Genomic DNA, 20,702 nt, shown 5'->3' with positions numbered 1-20,702 from the left:
CGCCGGCCAGGAATTCACTCGAACGGGGGGCAGGGTGGGGTGGCGTCGTGGAGGGCCCAGGGCTTCCTCGGGAGCGACCGTTACGCGTACGTTCATCATGTCCTTGCTGTGGGGCCTCGTGCGGGCCGAATCCCCAGGATTGGCTTCGCGGCGTCCAGTTCGACGCAACAGACGAGGCATACATGTCCCTGAGGCACGCAGTCGCCGGCCTGGCCCTTCTGCCCGCGCTCACTGTCCCAACGACCGCGCAGGCGGCCACGGCTCCCCACGAGCACGAACCGGTTCGCAGGGCGGCCTTCGACCTGCAGGCCCACCGCGGAGGCCTCGGACTGACCACGGAGGCGTCCCTCGAGGGCTTCGCCAAAGCGATACGCATGGGCGTCAGCACTCTGGAGCTGGACACCCAGGTCACCAAGGACCGGAAGGTGGTGGTGACTCACGACCGTCAGGTCAGTGCCCACAAGTGCGAGGACACCGGCCCGCTCACACCCGGCGACCTGATGTACCCGTATGTCGGCAAGTACATCAAGGACCTGACACTCGCACAGATCAAGAGCATGGACTGCGGCTTCCGGCAGCTGCCCGGTTTTCCTGAGCAGGAACAGATCAAGGGCCACCGCATGGTCGAACTGAAGGATGTCCTCGGCCTGGTGAAGAGCTACGGCGCCAAGCGGATCAAGCTGAACATCGAGACGAAGGTGGAGGCCGGGGCGCCGGAACAGACCGCTCCGCGCAAGCTGTTCGTGCGCCGCGTCCACGAGGAGATCCGCCGGTCGGGCATCGGCAAGCAGGTGTCCGTCCAGTCCTTCGACTGGGGGGCGCTCAAGGAGATGCACGAGCTCGCGCCCGCCTACCCCCTGGTGGCACTGACGAACTACGACTTCCTCGAAGTGGGGAAGCCCGGCGCTTCCCCCTGGCTCGGCGGCATCGACGCCGATGACTACGACGGTGACTTCGTGAGGGCAGCGGCGTCGGTTCCCGGGGTGACCGCGCTGTCCCCGAACTACGGATTCCCGCAGAACGGAACCGTCGCGGACCCCGGCTTCCGGTTCTACCCCGACAGGAAGATGATCCGGGACGCGCACCGGCGCGGACTGGAGGTCATCCCCTGGACCTGTGACGACCCGGCCACCGTCGAGGCGCTCATGGACATGGGCATCGACGGAATCATCACCGACTACCCCGACCGCGTACGGGACATCATGGCCGCTCGTGGCATGCCTCTGCCCAGGGCCTACCCGGCGCCGCGTCACTGACGACGCCGGGCGGAGACGGATCCGCTACGTGCCCGGCCGGCCGCTCGTGTTCCCGTTCCGCAGCACTCCCGCGAGGAGGAGAGCGAGCAGCCCGGCGAGTGGCACCACCAGGAGGCCCACCCGGAGACTCGTGGCGTCGGTGACCAGCCCGACGATCGGGGGCGAGGCCAGGAAGCCCAGGCGCATGAGCCAGGAGACGATGGCCAGTCCCGAGCCGGGCTTGAGGCCGGGCAGTTCATCGGCTTCGTGCATGGCCGCGGGCACGAGTGTCGCCACGCCGAACCCGGCCGCGGCGAAACCAAGGATCGTGCCGGGTACCGAGGGCACCGCCAGCGCGAGGCCCATGCCGGCTGCCGTGATCAGGCCGCCTGCCCGTGCCACGGTGCGCTGGCCGAACCGGTCGACGAGCCGGTCGCCGATGATGCGGCCGATGAACTGGGCTCCCACCAGGGCGATGTAGCCGAAGGCCGCCAGAGTGACCGACGCGTGCAGTGATCCGGACAGGTAGAGCGTCGCCCAGGAACTGCCCGCGTCCTCGACGAGGGTCCCGGCCGTGGCGATGAGGACGAGGGCAGCCAGCACGTAGACGGTGCGCCGCCGTGCCGCGGTCTCATGGCCCGCGGCGCGGTCCACGCGGCCGTCGGATTCGGGTGCGGTGGCCGGCTCGCTCTCGGGGCCGGACAGGCAGTACCGCAGAGCCACGCACGCCGCGACCGCGAACACCACGGCAGAGATCGTCAGGTGCTGGCCCCTCGAGAGACCGAGCGCGATCGCGGCGGCGGCCATGGACCCCCCGGCGACGGCGCCGATCGACCAGATCGCGTGGAAGGAATTGATGATGGAGCGTCCGTAGCGGCGCTGCACCCGCAGTCCATGGGCGTTCTGCGCGACATCGGTGACGGCGTCCATCGCGCCGGCCAGGAACAGCGCTCCCGCGAGGAGTGCGACCGAGTCGGCCAGGCCCGCGGCGAGAATGCCCGCGCCGGTCAGCAGAGTGCCCAGCACCGCCGCCCGCGCCGAACCAAGTCTCCGGATGGCGGCGCCCGCCGCGAGACCGGCGGCGATGGCCCCCGCCGGGAAGGCCGCGACGGCCAGCCCGTAAACGGCGTTGCTCATGCCCAGATCGGCTTTGATCTGCGGATATCTCGGCAGCAGGTTGGCGAAGAGGGCCCCGTTGGTGAAGAACAGCACGGCAACGGCTACCCGGGCCTGCCGCTCGGCCAGGGCAGGCCGGCTCGGCGCGTCAACAGTCATACGGAGACCATATAGTCCGAGCGTACGAACGTACACTCCCGATCCTGTGTGGTGCACGCTTCTTCTGGACCGGGCCGGACGTGCCTTCTGGATCAGGCCGGACGTAACGGCGTGAGGCATCTGTTCCCCGCGGCGACGGCCTGGAGTCAGGGTGGGGACGAGGCGGCCGGGAGGCGGAGCGGTGCGCGCCTCCCCGGCCGCCGCTTCGTCGACAACGCCGCAGGTGTGTGCGTGCCGGACCCCGCGGGCCCGGCATGTTCCGAGCTGGAGCGGCCGGACCCGGGACAGGCGGTCAACGGCCTGGGGCCGGGCCGGGACGCATGGGTCCTCAGCCCTTGCGCCGCGGCTACTCGGCCGCGGTACCGGCGCCGCCGACGCTCGCGGCGGAGACAGGGCTGTAGTAGACGGAGCGACCCTGCTTGGAGCGCTCCAGCAGCCCGTGCGCGACCCCTTGCTCAAGGGTGTTGCGGACCACGGTCACCTGGGTCGTCCGCTGAGGGTGGGCCTCGCTCAGGGCGGCTGCCACCTCGGCGGCGGACCTCGGCTCCCTCTGATCCGTGAGATACGCCGTGACCAGTTCGCGCCACGTCGGCTCCCCGGCCTTCTTGGACGCCGTGGTCCGGTCAGGGGTGGACGTCTGCTTCTCGGCCCGAGTCTTCGAGCCGCTGCCGCTCTTCTTGGCCGCGGTCCTGCCCTTGGCGCGCCGGGCGGCCGGGACGGCGGCCGCCGGCTTGTCGGCCTTGGCCTTGCTCGCAGCGGGCTTCCCGGTGCCGCCGAGCACCTCTTGCATCTTGACCAGGATGCGCTCACCCTCCTCCAACTGGATGAGCTCGTCCTGCAGTCGGGTCAGCTCGGTGCGCATCCGGTCCTGCTCACTTCGGTTCGCCGCGAGATCGTCGGTGATCCGCTGTGCGTAGTCTGCGCTGATGCCGGATGTAGGAGTGTTTTCGGACATGCAGTCCTCGTCTTTCGCTGTGTGTCTCAAATACCTAGGGCAGCTGATGCTACCGACACCAACGTGGGCAACCCCCCAGTGGATACCGAATTACCACGGATACGGACCTCGTCCGTGTGCTCGAACGTGGGGAGCCAGAGTGGACGGGACCCCGTGTGCGGACTTTTTACACCGAGATGACTGCGCGATGTTGGCCCGAAGTTGTGCCTGGGGGGAGGCGATCACCAGCAACCGGACCAGGGATCTTTCGTGGCTTCCCGACGTGGCCAATCCGGTGACGCGCATCCGCAGTTCACGCCCAAATCGCTCCGTAGGAGTGATCGGAGCCCCCTGGACGCACACATCGCGCCGTTGCTCTCTGGTGGGGGCCGGTTTCGCCATGTAGCGTCACTGCCAGATGTCGTGGTTCGCCGTACCTGCCCGCGCTTCGGTGCGGGCGCTTTGCTGTATCGGTGCGGACCCACGGCGCCTCCGGGACCGCGAGGTGCGGATCCGGATATCAAAGGGAAGGCATCAGCATGGCCAGCGGAACCGTCAAGTGGTTCAACGCCGAAAAGGGTTTCGGCTTCATCCAGCAGGACGGCGGCGGGCCGGACGTCTTCGCTCACTACTCCGCCATCAACGCGACTGGCTTCCGTGAGCTCCAGGAAGGCCAGGCCGTCACCTTCGACGTCACCCAGGGCCAGAAGGGCCCGCAGGCGGAGAACATCACGACTGCCTGACAGCGCAGGTCGAGATCGCCCAGGCCCTCGGGGAGCACGACCCGGGGGCCTGGCGTCTCGCACACGCCCAACTCGTCGGCACCCGCCACGCTCATCGAGGAGTCAGCACGTGGAGTCAGAGGACGGTGCGGGGAGCGGCGACCACCAGGCACAGGTGATCGTGGTGGGCGCGGGGCCCGCGGGTTCTGCGGCGGCGCTCCACCTGGCGCGGGCCGGCGTCGACGTACTGCTCCTTGAGAAGGGCAGGTTCCCCCGGGACAAGGTGTGCGGAGACGGTCTCACCCCACGAGGTGTGCAGCAGCTTGTGCGCATGGGCGTCGACATCGACGCTCCCGGCTGGATGCGGACCAAAGGCATGCGGTGGGTCTGCGGAGGGCGCCAGGTACACATCGACTGGCCTCGCTCCGGCAGCCACCCGGACTTCGGCCTCACCCGCTCCCGGCACGACTTCGACGACATCCTGGCGCGGCAGGCCGTGGCCGCCGGTGCGCGGTTGTGCCTGGACACCAAGGCGACGGGTCCCTTGACCGACCGTGCCGGCCGCATCATCGGCGTGAGCGCGGTCGCGGGAGCCGACAAGCAGCCGCAGAACTACCGCGCCCCCGTGGTGATCGCCGCCGACGGCGCCTCCGCCCGGACCGCCCTCGCCATGGGCCTGGAGCGCGACCCGAACAGGCCGATGGCCACCGCCGCCCGCCGGTACTACCGCAGCGAAGCCCGCACCCATGACCCCTACCTGGAGCTCTGGGCCGACCTCCTCTGTTCCCGTACCGGCCGTGACCTGCCGGGATACGGATGGATCTTCCCCCTCGGCGACGGCCGTGTGAACGTCGGCCTGGGCGCGCTGCCGCACCGCGGTCACGGATCCGTGGACCTGCGGGCCACCATGGACCGGTGGCTGACCCGGGTGCCCCAGCACTGGGATCTGCGGGAGGAGAACGCCGACTCGCCACTGCGCAGCGCCGCGCTGCCCATGGGGTTCAACCGCCGCCCTCAGTACCGTCGCGGTCTGCTCCTCGTCGGCGACAGCGCGGGCATGGTCAGTCCATGGAGCGGTGAGGGCATAGTCCAGGCGATGGAGGCGGGCGAGGTCGCGGCCGAGACCGTCGCTCTCGCCCTGCACCGTCGGGCCGGCCCAGGGCGGGAGCAGGCTCTGCACCAGTACGCGAATGAGGTGAACCGCCGCTGGGGACGCTACTACCGGCTCGGCAACACCGTCGCGGAGCTGGTGCTCGCCCGCTATGGATACCGGCCGCTGCTCAGCCGCCGAGTCATGGGCTCGCCTGCTCTGGTGCACACCCTCGCCCGGCTGCTTACACACGGAAGCGACGCGCCTTCCGACGACTTGATCGACACACTCGTCCGCGGCATCGTACGGATGGTCCCGGCGCCCGGCCGGCTCGCGCGAGGGCTGGGTGCGCGGGGTCCCCGGTGAGCTCGCCACATCAGGGGTATCCGCAAGGGACGTAGAACGATCGCGCACCCGTCAGGAGCTGTCATGACCACATTTGTGATCACCGTGCCGGGCACATTCGTCACAGACATCACGGAATCCCGCCGTGCGTCCCTGGAGCGCAAACTGGGCGCCCAGCACACGGACGTGAGTGAGAAGGAAGGCCTCGACCTGCTCAGCCTCGGCGATGACGCAACCTTCTCCATCCGGTTGGAAGTCGACGCGCCAGACCGGTACGAGGCGGAAATGGACGCGGTGCGCCTCGTGTCGGCCGCCCTGCGGGAGACGGGCTTCTCCGAAGAGGACGCACCGCTGGGCCCGCCCGCCGTCACAGGGATCGACAGCGACCTCTGATCGCCCGTCACGGCGCTTAGCGGGCGCTGCTCATGAGGCCGCCGACGGCCATGTCCCGGTCACCGCAGAGACGCGGAACCGTACGATCGGCCCATGCAACCGGCCGCGTCCCCGTGGCGCGCATTGACCGCCGGTGCCATCGTGGCCGTCATCTGCACCGGCTCGGTCTCAGTCGCCGTTCCCGCCCCCACGACCGGCCGCGGTTCGTACCGCGAGCTCCACTCACTCGCCGACCTGTCTGCCCAGCGCCTCGGCACGGCCGGACGGGTGGCCGCGGCCAAGTGGGGGGCGGGCGGCCCCGTCGACGACCCCACCCGCGAACAGCAGGTCCTCGACGCGGCGGCGCGCCAGGCGCGCGAAGTGCGAGCAGATCCGGTGGCGACCGTGAAGATCTTCCGGGACCGGATCGAAGCGAACAAGCAGGTGCAGCGAGCTCTGCACAGCCGCTGGAACGCGAACCCGGCGGACGCGCCGGAGGAGACCCCGGACCTGTCCGTGGTGGGCGGGGAGATCAACCGCCTGAACCTTGCCCTGGTCCGTGGGATCGCCGTATCGGCAGCATCACGGGCGGCTCCTTCCTGCCGCGCCACCCTGACCGCCGCCACGGTGCAGGTCCGGCACGCCCGGCGCCTCGACCGCGTCCACACGGCAGCTCTTGCCCGCGCGCTGCGTTTCGTCTGCGCCGGGGCGTCGGCCGAGGTCTCGTAGCACCCGGGCGCCCCGGTTCGTCGCATCCGCCGGCAAGCCCGCCAAGAGGCAACCGCGTCCGACTCCGGACCGGCCGACGCGACATGGGCCTTCTACGGAGCGGGCTTCCGCTCGTCGGCTCTGAGGCCGCGAAGTGTCCAAAGTCCGTACAGAGCCAACGGCAGTTTGCCGATAACCCACTCACCGGGGCGGTAGTCATCCGCGCGCACGAGCTTCGCGGCGAGATCGGGGCGCTGCCGCCGCAAGTAGGCGCGGGCCTTGAGCGCGTGAGCCGGCTGGGAGACGATCTTGATGCGGTCGATGTCCTCGAGCAGCGGGATCACGTTCGTGATGTTCTCCCATGTCGTCCAGCTTCGGTCTTCGAGGAGCGCTGTGCCGTCGAACTCGAGCACCGATGCCGCGTAGTCAGCCATCAACTGGGCCTCCGTGGCGCCACCACTGGTCGCGCCACCGCTGAAGATCACGCGGGTGTCGAGCGCGGGGTCGGCGGCGATGGAGCGAATTCCAGCACGGACTCGCCAGCGGTTGATGAAGTTCGCCCTCGCCCGGGGGTTCCGGTAACCCAGCACGACCACGGCTTCGGTAGTGCCGGTGGTGTTCCCCACGAGGGCTCGGGACCAGCGCCAGTTCAACCACTCGCCCCAGGCCACGGCTGCCGCCACGGCCACTGCCGGCCCCGTTCTCCGTCGCATGTCACGACCCTAGGGCACACCGCTCACCGCACAGGGAAGACACCAGCCACGCCATGAGCGAGGCGTTCGCGAGTGGATCACGGCGGGGGATGGGGACCCGGACGGGCAGGTGCTCGACGACGATGCGCGCGGCATGCCATGCCGAGACGCGCACGTCGTCGGGCGTTGCGCCTACGAGGTGGGGGTAGGCGGTGGAAGTGGCGGGCAATGCGGGCGGTCGACCGGGTTCAGGCCTGCCCGGTGTCGAAGTGGCTGATCCTTTCGCCGGCCAGGGTGAATCGCCAGGCGGTTCGCATGGTGCCCCAGGTGTCATTGGTGAAGTCGGCCACCAGTGAGCGCCCATGGTCCTTGACCGACTCGACCTTCATCCGGCCGTTGCTGCTGAACATCTCCTTGTCGGTCCAGTCCGCGATGTCACGCTCGCTGCCGTCGTCACTCATCGTCGCGTCGTCGGTGAGTACCGCGAAGAGAGCGTCGCGGTCACCGGCGTTCACCGCGTCGATGAACCTTGCCACCGCGGGATCCAGCTCATTGCTCATCTTGTCTCCGTTGCTGTACGACGCCGTCCTGCGGGCTCGGCCGAGCCCGGGGGTTCAACGAGGCGGGCGGCCGTGAGTTCCGCCGCCGGCGTGTCACGGTGCCGGCGGCGGTGTGGTGCGGTGGGTGAGAACCGTCTCCCGGAACGAGGCGACCACGGGTCGCAGGTCGGTTCGGTGCCAAGCCGCCCACAGGTACACGGATGCCTGGTGCCAAGGCAGTTCACGGACTTCGACGCCCTCGGTGGTGCCATGGATCATGCTTTTCTGGATGAGCGCGAGTCCCAGGCCGGAGGCGACGAGTCCGAGGGCGGTCAGGGGGTCCGGTGCGTCCAGACGGATGTCGGGTGTGAAACCCGATGCCGCGCAGGCGGCCACGAAGGCGTCCCGGGCGGCGGGCTCGTGGGACGTACTGACGGCGACCCAGGGCAGGCCGTCCAGGTCGTGTGCCGTGATGTCCCGCCGACCTGCGAGAGCGTGATTAGCCGGCAGGGCCAGGAGCAGCGGGTCTTCGAGCAGCGGGGCGGCCAGCAGGTCGGGATCGTCCTCCGCGGGGGGCTGCTGCACCAGCGCGATGTCGAGGCTGCGCTGCCGCAGACCTACGAACTGTTCCTCCGGCGTCAGGCTGTAGAGGGCGACGTGGATGCCCGGGCGCTCCTGCTGCAGGGTGCGCAGCGCTGCGGGGAGCACGCCGGTGTGCATGGCGTCGGAGACGTACCCGATGCAGAGGCCCCCTTCCTCGCCGCGTCCCAGACGGCGGCCGAGGTTCTCCAGCCGGTCGGCGTGTCGTAGCAGTGCGCGCGCCTCGGTGAGGAAGACGCGTCCGTCGGCGGTCAGGCGGATACGTTGCTGGGTGCGCTCGAAGAGGGTCAGGCCCAGGCTCTTCTCCAACTGGGCGATCTGCCGGCTGAGGGGAGATTGCGAGATGTGCAGGTGTTCGGCGGCGCGGCCGACGTGTTCCGCCTCGGCCACGGCGATGAAATAGCGAAGTTGTCGCAGGTCAAGCATGTAAGACCTCGGGGGACTCAACTCAGTCCAAGCGAGTCTTGGACAGTCTCAAGTATCGATCGTAGCCTCGAAGACATCCAACCGGTGGACCTCGCATTCCGGACGAATCGATGTCACCCCCCACCCCTCCCCGTAAGGAATCACCTCATGGCTGTCTCGCCCCTCCTGCCCGGACCGCTCGGCTTCGGTACCGCCCCGCTGGGCAACATGTTCCGCGCCATCCCCGACGCGGAGGCGGCCGCCACCGTCGAAGCCGCCTGGGACCACGGCATCCGTTACTTCGATACCGCTCCCTTCTACGGTGCGGGCCTCGCCGAGATCAGGCTGGGTGAGGTGCTGGCTGCTCACCCGCGCGACGCGTACGTCCTCAGCACCAAGGTGGGCCGCGTCATCCTGGACGAGCCGGAGGACCCCGCCACCCGTGAACTCGGCGAGAAGGGAGGCCTGTTCGAGCACGGCCGCCCCAACAGGATGGTCAACGACTACACGGCGGACGCCACGATGCGCTCCATCGAGGACAGTCTCGACCGGCTGAAGACCGACCGCCTCGACATCGTCTGGGTGCACGACATCGCGCAGGACTTCTACGGTGACGAATGGCTCGCCCAGTACGAGACGGCCCGCACGGGCGCCTTCCGCACGCTGGAGAAGCTGCGCGCCGAGGGCGTCATCAAGGCCTGGGGTCTGGGCGTGAACCGGGTGGAGCCGCTCGAGCTCACCCTCGATCTCGACGAGCCCACCCCGGACGCCTTCCTCCTTGCCGGCCGCTACACCCTTCTGGATCACGGCCGCGCTCTGCAGCGTCTGCTGCCCGCGGCTGCCGAGCGGAACGTCGACATCGTCGTCGGCGGTCCTTACAGCTCGGGGATCCTGGCCGGCGGGACGCACTTCGAGTACCAGGAGGCGCCCGCCGGGATCATCAGCAGGGTGGAGCGCATCAAGGCCCTCGCGCAGCGGTACGGCGTAGGTGTCAAGGCTGCTGCCCTGCAGTTCTCCCTGGCCCACCCGGCCACCGCTGCCGCTGTTCCCGGCGCCACCAGGCCCAGCCGTATCGCTGAGGACGTCGCCGCACTGGAGGAGCGGATCCCCGCAGGGTTCTGGACGGCGCTGCGCGAGGAGCAGCTGATCGCCCCCGACGCACCCGTACCCACCGTCTGACCTCCGGCCTCCGCACGCCGGCCGACCGCTCAAGGAGAAACTCTCATGGCCACGACCACAGCATCGATTCACATTCCCGTTTCGCCCGACCGTGTCTGGCAGCTCATCGGCGGCTTCGGCACCCTGCCCGACTGGCTGCCGTACATCCCGAAGAGCGAGCTCGGCGAAGGCGGCAGGACCCGTAGCCTCACGAACGAGGAAGGCGGCCTGATCGTCGAGCGTCTCGAGGCCTTCGACGACCGGGCCCGCACCTACAGCTACTCGATACTCCAGGCTCCGTTCCCGGTGACCGGTTACCTCTCGACCATCACGGTGCGCGAGGACCTCGACTCCGGCTTCTCCCGTGTCGAGTGGAGCGGCACATTCACACCGGTCGGGATCGGCGACGACGAGGCGGTCGCCCTGTTCCACGACATCTACTCGGACGGACTCGCAGCGCTCCGAAGGACTCTCGCCGCCTGACCTCGGCCCGCAGCCACTCGGTGTCACCTCTCCAGGACGTCGGCCACCTCGTTCGCCATCACCCGGTAGCCGGCGTCGTTGGGGTGCAGCGCGTCCTTGTAGGCGTAGGCGGCATCGAGGCGGTCCGGGTCCGAGGGGGCGGCGAGTGCCCTGTCGAAATCGACGTACGCGTCGAACTCGCCCGAGTGCCGGATCCAGTCGTTGACCTCGTTGCTGACCTGCGCCGCGTGCGGGCCCCAGTGGTCCGAGCCCTTGAAGGGCAGCAGGGTCGCCCCGACGACGTCGAGGCCCTTGTCGTGCGCGGCGTCGATCAGCGTGCGGTAGGCGCCGATGAGCTGGCGGGACGACACCACGGGGGCCGGCTTGTAGGTGGCGGGCGGATTCGGCCCCTTGGCGGCTTCGCTGAAGCCGATGTCGTTGACACCTTCGAGGATGACGACCGTGGAGATGCCCGGCTGGTTCAGGACGTCACGCCCGAAGCGGGCGGTGGAGCGCTCGCCGAACCAGGCGGAGTCGTTGAGCACGAGGTTGCCGCCGATGCCCTGGTTGACGACGGGCCGCCCTGTCAGCTCGGCGAGGGCGTCGGAGTAGCGGCGGTCGGTGTTGGGTGTGGAGCCGAAGCCGTCGGTGATGGAGTCACCGAAGACGGCGACGCCGCCCCCGTCGCCCGCACCTCGGGCGTACTTCCGGGCTGCTCCTGAGGGGAGCGCGTTCGCCGCGCCGCCCACCTCGATGCCGGAGAGGTAGTACCAGGACTGGGTCGTAGCGGTGTACGCGGTACCCGTCGTGTCGGCCCGGTGATCACCTTCTGCCCGGTAGGTGTCGGCCCAGCCCTGGGAGTGGAAGGTCGCAGGGCCCGTGGTCCCCGCGAAATAGAGAGTGACGGTCACCGACTCCAGGCTCCTCAGGCCCAGTTGGGCCGCATCGCTACGGAGTTCCCCGTGCGCCGGTATCCACGACGAACGTTCGCCGTTGAAGGTGAGGTGGCGGACGGACCCCTTGTCGACCGCCGCGCCCCGGGTGGTGCGTGCGATCACCGCCCCCGTGATGTGCAGTGGCGAGGTCCCGTACGAGTTGGAGAGGCGGATCCTTGCCAGGCTGCCACCCTTGGTGACACGGACGACCTGGCGTACGGACTGGTGGGAGAAGCCTTCCTGGGACCAGTTGGGTGTGAAGCCGGTGCTGGGCAGCTGGGGGGAAGCGCCCCAGGCGGCGGTCCAGGCGACGGGTGCTGCCTCGGCCGGGGCGGCCAGGATGCCGAAGGCGAGGGACCCGGCGAAGAGGGGTGCGGCGACGCGGCGTACGTATGCGGTGTTCACGACGACTCCTAATGGGATTATGGTTCCGTTAAGTTCAGGGAACCATAACAGATCGTCGGGGCTAATGGGGCCGTGGACCCGTTTGTGATCCCGCTGACCTCCACCCCTCCGTGTCGGCCGGCGACTGCGGCCCCGGCGTGAAGGGTTGACAGCGATCCACCACGCCGAGACTCTTTTTAGAAAGTGATTCCAACATTGGTCGGCTGCGTAACTCCGCGGGGCCGGGCTGGAGTTACGGATGGGAGAGGCTTATGGGCGGCGTCATGGACGGCCGGGTCGTGATCGTCACAGGGGCGGCCCGCGGCATCGGCCGCGGCCACGCGCTGGAATTCGCGCGGCAGGGCGCGAAGGTGGTGGTCAATGATCTGGGCTCGGAGGTCGACGGGACCGGGGCCGCCTCGGGGCCGGCGGACGAAGTGGTCGGTGAGATCCGTGAGGCGGGTGGTGAGGCCGTGGCCAACGGCGACGACGTCTCGGACTTCGAGGGTGCGCGGAGGCTCGTGGAGTCGACGGTGGCGCGCTTCGGGGACCTGCACGTACTCGTGAACAATGCCGGGATCCTGCGCGACCGGATGCTGGTGAACATGACCGCCGCCGAGTGGGACGCCGTGATACGGGTGCACCTGGGCGGCACGTTCGCTCCGCTGCGCCACGCGGCGGCGTACTGGAGGGCTCGGTCGAAAGCCGGCGTCCGGATCGACGCGCGCGTCGTCAACACGACGTCCTCTTCCGGCATCTACGGAAATCCGGGCCAGGCCAACTACGGCGCGGCCAAGGCCGGGATCGCCGGACTGACCGTGATCGCCTCGCGCGAACTGGAGCGCTACGGCGTCGCGGTGAACGCCGTTGCGCCCGCGGCGCTCACCCGTATGACGGAGGGGCTTCGCCCCGAGCGACCCACCCGGGCGCCGGAGGCCTTCGACGCCTCGGCCCTGGAGAACATCGCCCCGTTGGTGGTCTGGCTCGGCAGCCCCGCCGCTCGCGGTATCACCGGGCGGGTGTTCAACGTGCGGGGCGGGACGATCAGCGTCGCGGAGGGCTGGCATAACGGGCCGGGGATCGACAAGGAGTCATGCTGGGAACTGTCCGAGCTGGACGAGGTGATCCCTGCCATGGTCGGCAAGGCCCGCCCCAACGCGCTGCAGAACGGCCTCGCGCCGACAGGGGGCTCCTGACATGGCCCTCGACCACAGTGTGATCGGAGTCGAGTCCGCACCCGTGGAGCGGTCCTGGACCTCCGCGGACACCCTGCTGTACGCGGTGGGGGTCGGCGCCGGGCTCGACGACCCGCTGCGAGAACTCCCCTTCATCACGGAGAACACCCGGGGAGTGGACCAGCAGGTGCTGCCGACGTTCGCCGTACTGGCCGCCCAGGGAGGCCGCGGCCCCGGCATCGGCGTGTTCGACCCTGCGATGCTGGTGCACGCCGAGCAGTCGTTCGACCTGCACCGGCCCCTCGCACCGGCCGGGAGCGTACGCATCACATCCAAGGTCACCGGGATCCATGACAAGGGCTCCGGCGCGCTGGTGACGAGCGAGGCGGTGGCCGTGGACCCCGGCACCGGCGAGCCGCTGATCACTTCGCGCAGCTCCGTGTTCATCCGCGGGGAGGGCGGCTTCGGCGGCGGGCGGGGCCCGCAGGCCGGCTGGCCGGAGCCTGACCGTCCGCCGGACCATACGGTCACCTACCCGACCAGACCCGAACAGGCGCTGATCTACCGGCTGTCCGGAGACCGTAACCCCCTGCACAGCGATCCCGCCTTCGCGGCGAAGGCCGGTTTCGAGCGGCCGATCCTGCACGGCCTGTGCACCTACGGGTTCACCGGGCGCGCGTTGCTGCACACCCTGGCGGAATCGGATCCGTCCCGGTTCGCCTCGATGTCCGGCCGCTTCAGCAACCCGGTGTTCCCCGGCGAGCCACTGACCGTCTCCGTATGGGAGGACGTAGAGACCTCACGGTTCCGTACCACCAAGGCGGACGGGACCGTTGTGATCGACCGCGGACGGGTCACCGTCCGCGCGGCGCCCCGATCGCCCCGTTGACTCGCCTCACCGGCCGTGCCGGCACGGCCCCGGTGCCCGCTCGCGGCAGGGCGGCACCGGCGCCGCGCGGCAAGGATCAGGCGCGTTGAGGGTTGGCGACCGCGGTGGTCATGCAGTAACCGATCGGGCCCGCCGAGTCGTGCAGTGTGCAGTGCCCGACGGCCACGCCCTCCTCGCTCGTGTGGGCACCGGACTCCAGGCCTATGACGTCACTGAGCGGCAGCCGACTCAGGCACAGGGTGTAGTCGGCGTTGATGTACTGGAGACCCGCGTCGCCCGCATGGACGAGCGGACTGGCGGTGTCCGCGGCCAGTGCGGCCCGTACGAACGGGGACAGGGGCTCGCCCGCCACGAGTTCGCGCGCCTCCCGAAGCCATGCCCGGCGCTTGACGTCCCCACGCCAGCCGCCCTTCGCCGACTCGTTGTGCTCGTCGAACATCCAGGCCGTCCACGCCCCGTCGCGTGGGGTGAAGAGCTGTTCGGGGGGCGGAGCGTCCCAGGGCGGCGTCGCGGGGACCCGGCCGGGCGGCTGCTCGCTGCGGCGCAGCAGGACGGCGCTCGCGCGCGCGACGACGCCGTTCGCACCATGGACGGTCGCGTCGGCGACCCGGATCCGGCGTCCGTCGCGCACCCGGTGTGTCTCGACCCGCACGGGCGCCATCGGCGCGTTGCGGAACAGGTCGACGGTCAGCCGGGTGAAGTGCAGCCCCTCCGCGGCGTGTTCCGCCTCCAGTGCCCTGGCCGCGAGGCCCCCGAGCAGCCGCCCGTGCATCATGCCCGGCGTCCACCAGCCGCGCGCGTGGGTGGCGGGCACCAGCTCTCCACCCACGCCCGTGAAGAACGCCTCCTCCTGCTCCGTCCCTGCCACGCGTGCTTCCCCTCTGTCGCCCTGACGGGGTCAGGTGTCGATGCTCGTGGAGCCGAGCCGGCGGATCAGGACGATCGCGGCTTCGGTGATCTTGTTGGCCTGGCGCTTCGACGAACTGGTGGCGATCTCGCGTCCCGCCTCGCCGATGATCGTGGTCAGCACGGCGACCGTGAGCCGCCCGACGGAATCGATGCCGGCGCCGAGCAGCACCCCGTTCTGCCGGACCCACTCCCGGCTGCGCGTGCGTCTGACCAGTTCGAAGCCCGGCGGAGCGTCGCCGTCCATGAACAGCCGCGCCAGATCACGGCGTTCCCAGGATCCCTCCAGGAAGGCGCGGGCCCCTGCGATGAAGAGCTCCAGTGCGTCCTCGTCCCGGCCCTCGGCCTTGGCCCGCGCCGCGGCGACGGCGGTCACGGCGTTCTGTTCATGGGCGGCCTGGTGCTCCTCCCAGAGGGCGAGGAAGAGTTCGGTCTTGCCCCCGAAGTGGTGGTACAGGCTGCCCACGCTGGAGTCGGCACGCTCCACCACCGCCGCGACACTCGCCTCGGCGAAGCCCTGTTCGCAGAACACCTCGCGGGCGGCGTTCAGCAGCACACGCCGCGTCTCCGCCGTGCGGCTCCACTGCCAGGCGTTTCCTCCGGACGCGGCGTTGCCCGCCTTTCGCGCCATGACGACCTCCTCGCGTGCGGTCGACGGCCGTCGACACGGTCACCGTACCGAATCCAATCTTAGAATTGGGCACACCGCCGTGACGGGGACGTTTCCCCGGTGCACCCGCCCCGTGCCACCACAGGCCGTCTGAGCTCCGTACATCCGGACCCTCTTGGCGGTGACAGGTGTCTTGACACGCCGCTCGGGCCGGGCACAGTCTGAACTGGTTCCTAGAGTTCGATTCTAAAAAGGCGCAGCTGCTCATCTCGCGCGCCCGAACAGGAAAGGACACCTCTCGATGGTCGACTTCTCACTCAATGTCGAGGAACGTCAGATCCGGGACACCGTGCGCACCTTCATCTCCAAGGAGGTGATGCCACTGGAACAGGACGTCCTGCGCAACGAACGAGCGGGCGCCCCGGCGATCACCCTCGATGTGCTCGACGAGCTCCGGTCCAAGGCTCGCAAGGCCGGCTTCTGGGGGATGAACACGCCCGAGGAGTACGGCGGGATGAACCTGGGAGCCGTCATGTCCGCGATCCTCGCCATGGAGACCGGAAGGACGTTCGTCCCGTTCAGCTTCGGCGGGTCGGCCGACAACATCCTCTACAGCGCGAACGACGAACAGAAGCAGCGCTATCTCGTCCCGACCATCGAGGGCCAGCGCCGCTCCTGCTTCGCCATCACCGAGCCGGGAGCCGGCTCGGACGCACGCAACATCCGCACCCGCGCCGTTCGTGACGGCGGCGACTGGGTGATCAACGGCGAGAAGACGTTCATCACCGGCGGCAACGAGGCCGACTTCGTGATGGTGTTCGCCGTCACCGACCCGGACGCGGGCGCGGACGGCGGGGTCACGTGCTTCCTCGTCGACCGGGACATGGGCTGGAAGTCCGAGCCGATCCCGACGATGGGCCAGTGGGGCCCTGCGGCGCTGGTGTTCGACGACGTACGCGTACCCGCCGAGAACGTACTCGGCGAGGTGGGCCAGGGATTCGCTCTCGCGCTGCGCTGGATCGGCCAGGGGCGCTACATGATCCCGGCCCGGGCGATCGGTTCAGCCGAGCGCATGCTGCAGATGGCCGTGGACTACGCCAAGATCCGGCACTCGATGGGGCACCCGATCGGCGACTACCAGGCGATCCAATGGCAGATAGCCGATTCGCAGGTCGAGATCGAATCCACCAAGTGGCTCACCCTGTACGCCGCCTGGCGGGTCCAGCAGGGCATGGACGCACGGCACGCCTCGTCCATCGCCAAGCTCAACGGCGCACTGATGGCCAATCAGGTGGTGGACCGCGTCCTCCAGATCCACGGCGGCATGGGCTACACCAAGGAGCTGCCGATCGAGCGCTGGTACCGCGAGCTGCGGCTCCTGCGGATCTTCGAGGGGACCGACGAGATCCAGCGCCGCACCATCGCCCGCAACCTTCTGAAGGGCTACGTGCGGCTGGGCGGGATCGGCGAATGACCGGCCGCAGGCGCGCCGCGATCGTCGGGGTGGCAGAGTCGGAGGTGGGCAGGACCCCGCATGACCGTGCTCTCGCAGCAGGCCAGGGCGAGCAAGGCAGCCCTGACCGAGGCCGGGCTCCGCCCCGAGGACGTGAACGCGCTCTTCGTGGCAGGGAACTGGTCATGGGCGCCGGCGCTGACCCTGGCGGAATACCTGGGGCTGCGACCGGACTACCTGGACGGCACCAATATCGGCGGGTCGTCGTTCGAGGCGCACCTCGGCCATGCGACCGCGGCCATCGAGGCCGGGCTGATCGACGTCGCGCTGATCACCTACGGCAGTACCCAGCGCAGCAACCGCTCCCGCACCGCCCTCAGACCGCCCGCGACACTGACCGAGCAGTTCGACCGGCCCTTCGGGCTGCCGCAACCGGTCGGCGCCTACGCGCTCGCCGCCAACCGCTACTTCCACCAGTACGGCGCCACGGGCGAACAACTGGCCGAGGTCGCGGTCAGCGCCCGGCAGTGGGCAGCTCTCAATCCGGACGCCTACCACCGCGACCCGATCACGGTCGACGACGTGCTCGGCTCCCCCATGATCAGCGATCCGCTGCACCTGCTGGACTGCTGCCTGGTCACCGACGGCGGCGGCGCGGTGGTCGTGGCCGCGGAGGACCGCTGGCCCGACGTCGACACCCACCCGGTCGAGGTGCTCGGCCACGGCGAGACGACCACGCACAGCTCCATCGCCCAGATGCCCGACCTGACCGTCACCGGAGCGGCGCACTCCGGCCCGGCCGCGATGAAGACCGCCGGCGTCACCCACGACGATCTCGACCTGCTGGAGATCTACGACTCCTTCACCATCACCGTGCTGCTGACCCTCGAGTCCCTGGGGTTCTGCAAGCCGGGCGAGGCGGGGGAGTTCGTCGCCTCGGGCCGCACGGCCCCCGGGGGTGACATGCCGATGAACACGAACGGCGGCGGACTGTCCTACACCCACCCCGGCATGTACGGCATCTTCCTGCTCATCGAGGCGACCCGGCAGCTGCGGCACGACTTCGCCTCCGACCCGCCGCGACAGGTCGACGGGGCACAACTGGCCCTGGTGCACGGCACCGGCGGGGTCCTCTCGTCCACGTCCACCGTTGTACTCGGAAGGAGTTGATCACCGTGGGGGACCTTGTGCCGGATGCGGAGACACAGCCGTTCTGGGACGGCATCGCAGCCGGTGAGCTGCGTCTCCAGCGCTGCGGGGACTGCGACCGTGCCGTGTTCTACCCCCGGGCCCTGTGCCCGCACTGCTTCGGCGAACGGCTGGACTGGGTCACCTCCCCGGGGACAGGCACCGTCTACTCGTACACCGTGGCGCACCGGGCCTTCAGTCCGTCCGCCGGCGATCCGCCGTACACCGTCGCCCTCATCGACCTCGACGAGGGCGTACGGATGATGTCGCGGATCGTGGGCGGCGCTCCGGTCCGGATCGGTGACCGGGTGGAGCTGGAGATCACCCGGCTGGGCGGCGAGGAGTCCCCCGCGCTGCCGTGCTTCCGAGTGAAGGAGAGCGCATGAGCACGGCCACGACACAGATCCGCACGGAGGCGATGCAGGCCCTCTTCGCGCCCCGCTCCATCGCGCTGGTGGGTGCGACGGACAAATCGGGGTGGTCGCTGTCCACGTTCGAGAACCTGCGCACCAACGGCTTCCGCGGCCCTGTCCACCTCGTCAATCCCCGTACGGAGGTGGTGCACGGCCGACGCGCCCACCGCAGCCTCACGGACATCGGTGAAGCGGTCGACATGGCCTACGTCATGGTTCCGACATCCGCGGTGCTGCCGGTACTGCGAGAGGGCGCGGGACTGGGGATCCGCAGCTACGTCGTGCTCACCGCGGGCTTCGGCGAGACCGGACCGGAGGGCAGACGTCTCGAGGAGGAGATCCTCGCCTTCGCACGCGAGAACCAGCTGACCGTGCTCGGCCCCAACGGCAACGGATACATCAACGCCACCGAGGGAACCACCCCTTACGGACTGCCGATCCCGCCACCGCTGATCAGCGGCCCCGTCGGCGTGGTGCTGCAGAGCGGGGCACTGGCCAGCTCCATCCTCGCCTTCGCCCAGGCCCGCAACGTCGGTCTCAGCCTGCTCACCTCGATGGGCAACGAGACGATGGTCTCGGTCACCGACGTCATCGACTACCTCGTGGACGACCCCGCCACCCGCGTGATCGCGCTGTTCCTGGAGTCCGTACGCCGCCCCCAGGAATTCGCCCGCGCCGCCCGCCGAGCTGCCCGGGCCGGCAAACCGATCGTGGCACTCAAGATCGGATCCAGCGCACTCGCCTCCCACACCGCCCAGGCCCACACCGGAGCCCTCGTCGGGGACGACGCGGTTGTCGACGCGGCGTTCCGGCAGCTGGGGGTGGTACGGGTCCGCTCCCTGGAGGACCTGATCATCACGGCGGGGCTGCTGGCCCAGACCGGTCCGGTACGGGGACCACGGATCGCCGTGGTGACCCCTTCCGGCGGGGCCTGCGAGGTCATAGCCGACCGTGCGGAGCAGGAAGGACTGGAACTGCCTCCGTTCGCCACGGAGACGGTGGCACGGCTGAAGGAGATCCTGCCGGACTTCGCCACCGTCCAGAATCCGCTGGACGTCACCGGCTATGTGGTCGTGGACCGCACGCTCCTCAGCCGGGCCCTGGAGGTGGTGGCCGAAGATCCGGGAGTCGACGCGGTCATGCTCCTGACCGACCTGCCGCGGCTGCCACCCGCCGATCTGAACCTGACGTTGCAGCACTTCGCCGCGACCGCGCAACGCATCCGCGACGCGCGGCGGCCGGTGATCGTCGCGGGCAACGTGCTCACCGACATCACGGAGGTGGGCCGCCAGGTTCAGCGGGAGACGGGGTTCCCGTACGTGGTGGGCGGGATCGAGCACGCCATGACCGCGATCGGCGCGGCCGTCCGCTGGTCCCGCGCCCTGGGCGAGACCGACAGGACCGCCCCGGCCGACAAGGGTGTGCCACCCGTCGTACGGGGCGAGACCACAGGGCTCTGGACGGAGCACCGGGCGTCCGGGCTGCTCACGGACAACGGTGTCCCGGTCGTCCCCTCCACCCTCGCCGCCACCGAGGACGAGGCGGTCGAGGCGGCTGCCGCATTCGGGTATCCCGTGGTGCTGAAGGCTGTCGCCGAGGGCCTCGGGCACAAGAGCGACATCGGCGGGGTGCGGCTCGGACTGAACGGACCGGAGGCCGTGCGAGAGGCCCACGGCGAAGTGTGCGCCACCCTGCGCGACCGCGGACTGACCGGGGTCGGCACCCTCGTGCAGCCGCAGCGAACCGGCGGAGTGGAACTGCTCGTCGGTGTGGTCCGCGATCCGGCCTGGGGACTGACCATGGCCGTCGCTCTCGGCGGGATCTGGGTCGAGGTACTGCGCGACTCGGTACTGCGGCTGCTGCCGGTGGACACCGCCGGCATCCGACGGGCCCTGGGCGAACTCCGTGGCGCCCGGCTGCTCCAAGGGGCACGCGGGACGGAGCCCGCAGACCTCGACAGGGTCGCCGAAGTGGTCGCCAGGATCGGGCAGCTCGCCGGAAGCCTCGGCCCGCGGCTGGAATCGCTGGAGGTCAACCCGCTCCTCGTCCGGGGGAGTGAGGTCGAGGCATTGGACGCACTGATCACCTGGAACTGAACCACCCTCGCGGCGCCACCCGAAGGCCGCCGCGGTCGCCTGCTGCGACCGCGGCGGCCTTCGGTCCCTCACGCCGGTCACGGCCGCTCGAGAGCGCCGCACCTCGCTCGACGGAC

21 protein-coding genes are annotated in these 20,702 nt (G+C 69.6%); 13 read left to right on the top strand and 8 right to left on the bottom strand.

The window, feature by feature from the left end; translation table 11 throughout:
* Positions 1–182 precede the first annotated feature (182 nt).
* Complete coding sequence (locus OG379_RS02400; protein ID WP_405658737.1) at positions 183–1,256, top strand: glycerophosphodiester phosphodiesterase family protein; 1,074 nt, start codon at positions 183–185, stop codon at positions 1,254–1,256.
* Between the two features lie 24 nt (positions 1,257–1,280).
* Here the strand turns inward: OG379_RS02400 and OG379_RS02395 are convergent, their stop codons facing one another.
* A complete protein-coding gene (locus OG379_RS02395) occupies positions 1,281–2,510 on the bottom strand; it encodes an MFS transporter (RefSeq protein ID WP_405658734.1) in 1,230 nt (409 codons plus the stop codon).
* Positions 2,511–2,856: 346 nt separating this feature from the next.
* Positions 2,857–3,465, bottom strand: a complete 609-nt coding sequence (locus OG379_RS02390) for a hypothetical protein (RefSeq protein ID WP_405658731.1) — start codon at positions 3,463–3,465, stop codon at positions 2,857–2,859.
* Positions 3,466–3,983: 518 nt separating this feature from the next.
* Here OG379_RS02390 and OG379_RS02385 point away from each other — a divergent pair.
* From OG379_RS02385 to aroQ, 4 genes are all read left to right on the top strand, one after another.
* On the top strand, positions 3,984–4,187 hold the full coding sequence (locus OG379_RS02385) for a cold-shock protein (protein ID WP_014158060.1): 204 nt from the start codon (positions 3,984–3,986) through the stop codon (positions 4,185–4,187).
* Positions 4,188–4,296: 109 nt separating this feature from the next.
* Positions 4,297–5,622 carry a geranylgeranyl reductase family protein gene (locus OG379_RS02380; protein WP_405658729.1) on the top strand — a complete coding sequence of 442 codons (1,326 nt, stop codon included), beginning with the start codon at positions 4,297–4,299 and terminating at the stop codon, positions 5,620–5,622.
* 63 nt (positions 5,623–5,685) lie between these two features.
* On the top strand, positions 5,686–5,994 hold the full coding sequence (locus OG379_RS02375) for a hypothetical protein (protein ID WP_362930869.1): 309 nt from the start codon (positions 5,686–5,688) through the stop codon (positions 5,992–5,994).
* Between the two features lie 93 nt (positions 5,995–6,087).
* Positions 6,088–6,702, top strand: a complete 615-nt coding sequence (gene aroQ / locus OG379_RS02370) for a gamma subclass chorismate mutase AroQ (protein ID WP_405658727.1) — start codon at positions 6,088–6,090, stop codon at positions 6,700–6,702.
* A 92-nt stretch (positions 6,703–6,794) separates the two neighbouring features.
* Here aroQ and OG379_RS02365 read toward each other — a convergent pair whose 3' ends face one another.
* From OG379_RS02365 to OG379_RS02355, 3 genes are all read right to left on the bottom strand, one after another.
* Positions 6,795–7,394: a YdcF family protein gene (locus tag OG379_RS02365; protein WP_405658725.1), complete on the bottom strand. Its 600-nt coding sequence runs from the start codon at positions 7,392–7,394 to the stop codon at positions 6,795–6,797.
* Positions 7,395–7,621: 227 nt separating this feature from the next.
* On the bottom strand, positions 7,622–7,933 hold the full coding sequence (locus OG379_RS02360; protein WP_405658723.1) for a nuclear transport factor 2 family protein: 312 nt from the start codon (positions 7,931–7,933) through the stop codon (positions 7,622–7,624).
* 93 nt (positions 7,934–8,026) lie between these two features.
* The gene (locus OG379_RS02355; protein WP_405658721.1) at positions 8,027–8,938 is read right to left on the bottom strand and encodes a LysR substrate-binding domain-containing protein; all 912 of its coding nucleotides are present in this window, start codon (positions 8,936–8,938) and stop codon (positions 8,027–8,029) included.
* A 147-nt stretch (positions 8,939–9,085) separates the two neighbouring features.
* Between OG379_RS02355 and OG379_RS02350 the strand changes: the two genes are divergently transcribed.
* Both OG379_RS02350 and OG379_RS02345 read left to right on the top strand, forming a co-directional pair.
* Positions 9,086–10,096 carry an aldo/keto reductase gene (locus OG379_RS02350; protein WP_405658719.1) on the top strand — a complete coding sequence of 337 codons (1,011 nt, stop codon included), beginning with the start codon at positions 9,086–9,088 and terminating at the stop codon, positions 10,094–10,096.
* Positions 10,097–10,141: 45 nt separating this feature from the next.
* Positions 10,142–10,558: an SRPBCC family protein gene (locus OG379_RS02345; RefSeq protein ID WP_405658717.1), complete on the top strand. Its 417-nt coding sequence runs from the start codon at positions 10,142–10,144 to the stop codon at positions 10,556–10,558.
* Positions 10,559–10,581: 23 nt separating this feature from the next.
* On the opposite strand, the gene OG379_RS02340 is transcribed toward OG379_RS02345, so the two are convergent.
* A complete protein-coding gene (locus tag OG379_RS02340; RefSeq protein ID WP_405658715.1) occupies positions 10,582–11,877 on the bottom strand; it encodes an SGNH/GDSL hydrolase family protein in 1,296 nt (431 codons plus the stop codon).
* A 251-nt stretch (positions 11,878–12,128) separates the two neighbouring features.
* Between OG379_RS02340 and OG379_RS02335 the strand changes: the two genes are divergently transcribed.
* The gene (locus OG379_RS02335) at positions 12,129–13,052 is read left to right on the top strand and encodes an SDR family oxidoreductase (protein WP_405658712.1); all 924 of its coding nucleotides are present in this window, start codon (positions 12,129–12,131) and stop codon (positions 13,050–13,052) included.
* A gap of 1 nt (position 13,053) precedes the next feature.
* Positions 13,054–13,920, top strand: coding sequence for a MaoC/PaaZ C-terminal domain-containing protein (locus tag OG379_RS02330; protein ID WP_405658710.1), 867 nt, complete (start codon positions 13,054–13,056; stop codon positions 13,918–13,920).
* A gap of 76 nt (positions 13,921–13,996) precedes the next feature.
* On the opposite strand, the gene OG379_RS02325 is transcribed toward OG379_RS02330, so the two are convergent.
* Entirely contained in the window at positions 13,997–14,788 is a 792-nt protein-coding gene (locus tag OG379_RS02325; RefSeq protein WP_393754241.1) for a thioesterase family protein, read from the bottom strand.
* Positions 14,789–14,818: 30 nt separating this feature from the next.
* Entirely contained in the window at positions 14,819–15,457 is a 639-nt protein-coding gene (locus OG379_RS02320; protein WP_405658708.1) for a TetR/AcrR family transcriptional regulator, read from the bottom strand.
* Between the two features lie 280 nt (positions 15,458–15,737).
* On the opposite strand from OG379_RS02320, the gene OG379_RS02315 reads away from it, so the two are divergent.
* From OG379_RS02315 to OG379_RS02300, 4 genes are read left to right on the top strand one after another with little or no spacing between them, the layout of a single operon-like run.
* Entirely contained in the window at positions 15,738–16,910 is a 1,173-nt protein-coding gene (locus OG379_RS02315) for an acyl-CoA dehydrogenase family protein (protein ID WP_405658706.1), read from the top strand.
* A gap of 60 nt (positions 16,911–16,970) precedes the next feature.
* Complete coding sequence (locus OG379_RS02310; RefSeq protein ID WP_405658703.1) at positions 16,971–18,059, top strand: acetyl-CoA acetyltransferase; 1,089 nt, start codon at positions 16,971–16,973, stop codon at positions 18,057–18,059.
* A gap of 5 nt (positions 18,060–18,064) precedes the next feature.
* Positions 18,065–18,463, top strand: coding sequence for a Zn-ribbon domain-containing OB-fold protein (locus OG379_RS02305; protein WP_405658701.1), 399 nt, complete (start codon positions 18,065–18,067; stop codon positions 18,461–18,463).
* Positions 18,460–20,586 carry an acetate--CoA ligase family protein gene (locus OG379_RS02300; RefSeq protein ID WP_405658699.1) on the top strand — a complete coding sequence of 709 codons (2,127 nt, stop codon included), beginning with the start codon at positions 18,460–18,462 and terminating at the stop codon, positions 20,584–20,586. Before OG379_RS02305 ends, OG379_RS02300 begins: the two co-directional genes overlap by 4 nt.
* The last annotated feature ends 116 nt before the right edge of the window (positions 20,587–20,702 follow it).

Source organism: Streptomyces sp. NBC_01166 (genome assembly GCF_045039765.1).
Lineage (GTDB): Bacteria > Actinomycetota > Actinomycetes > Streptomycetales > Streptomycetaceae > Streptomyces.
This window is presented reverse-complemented; position numbering and strand designations above follow the sequence as displayed.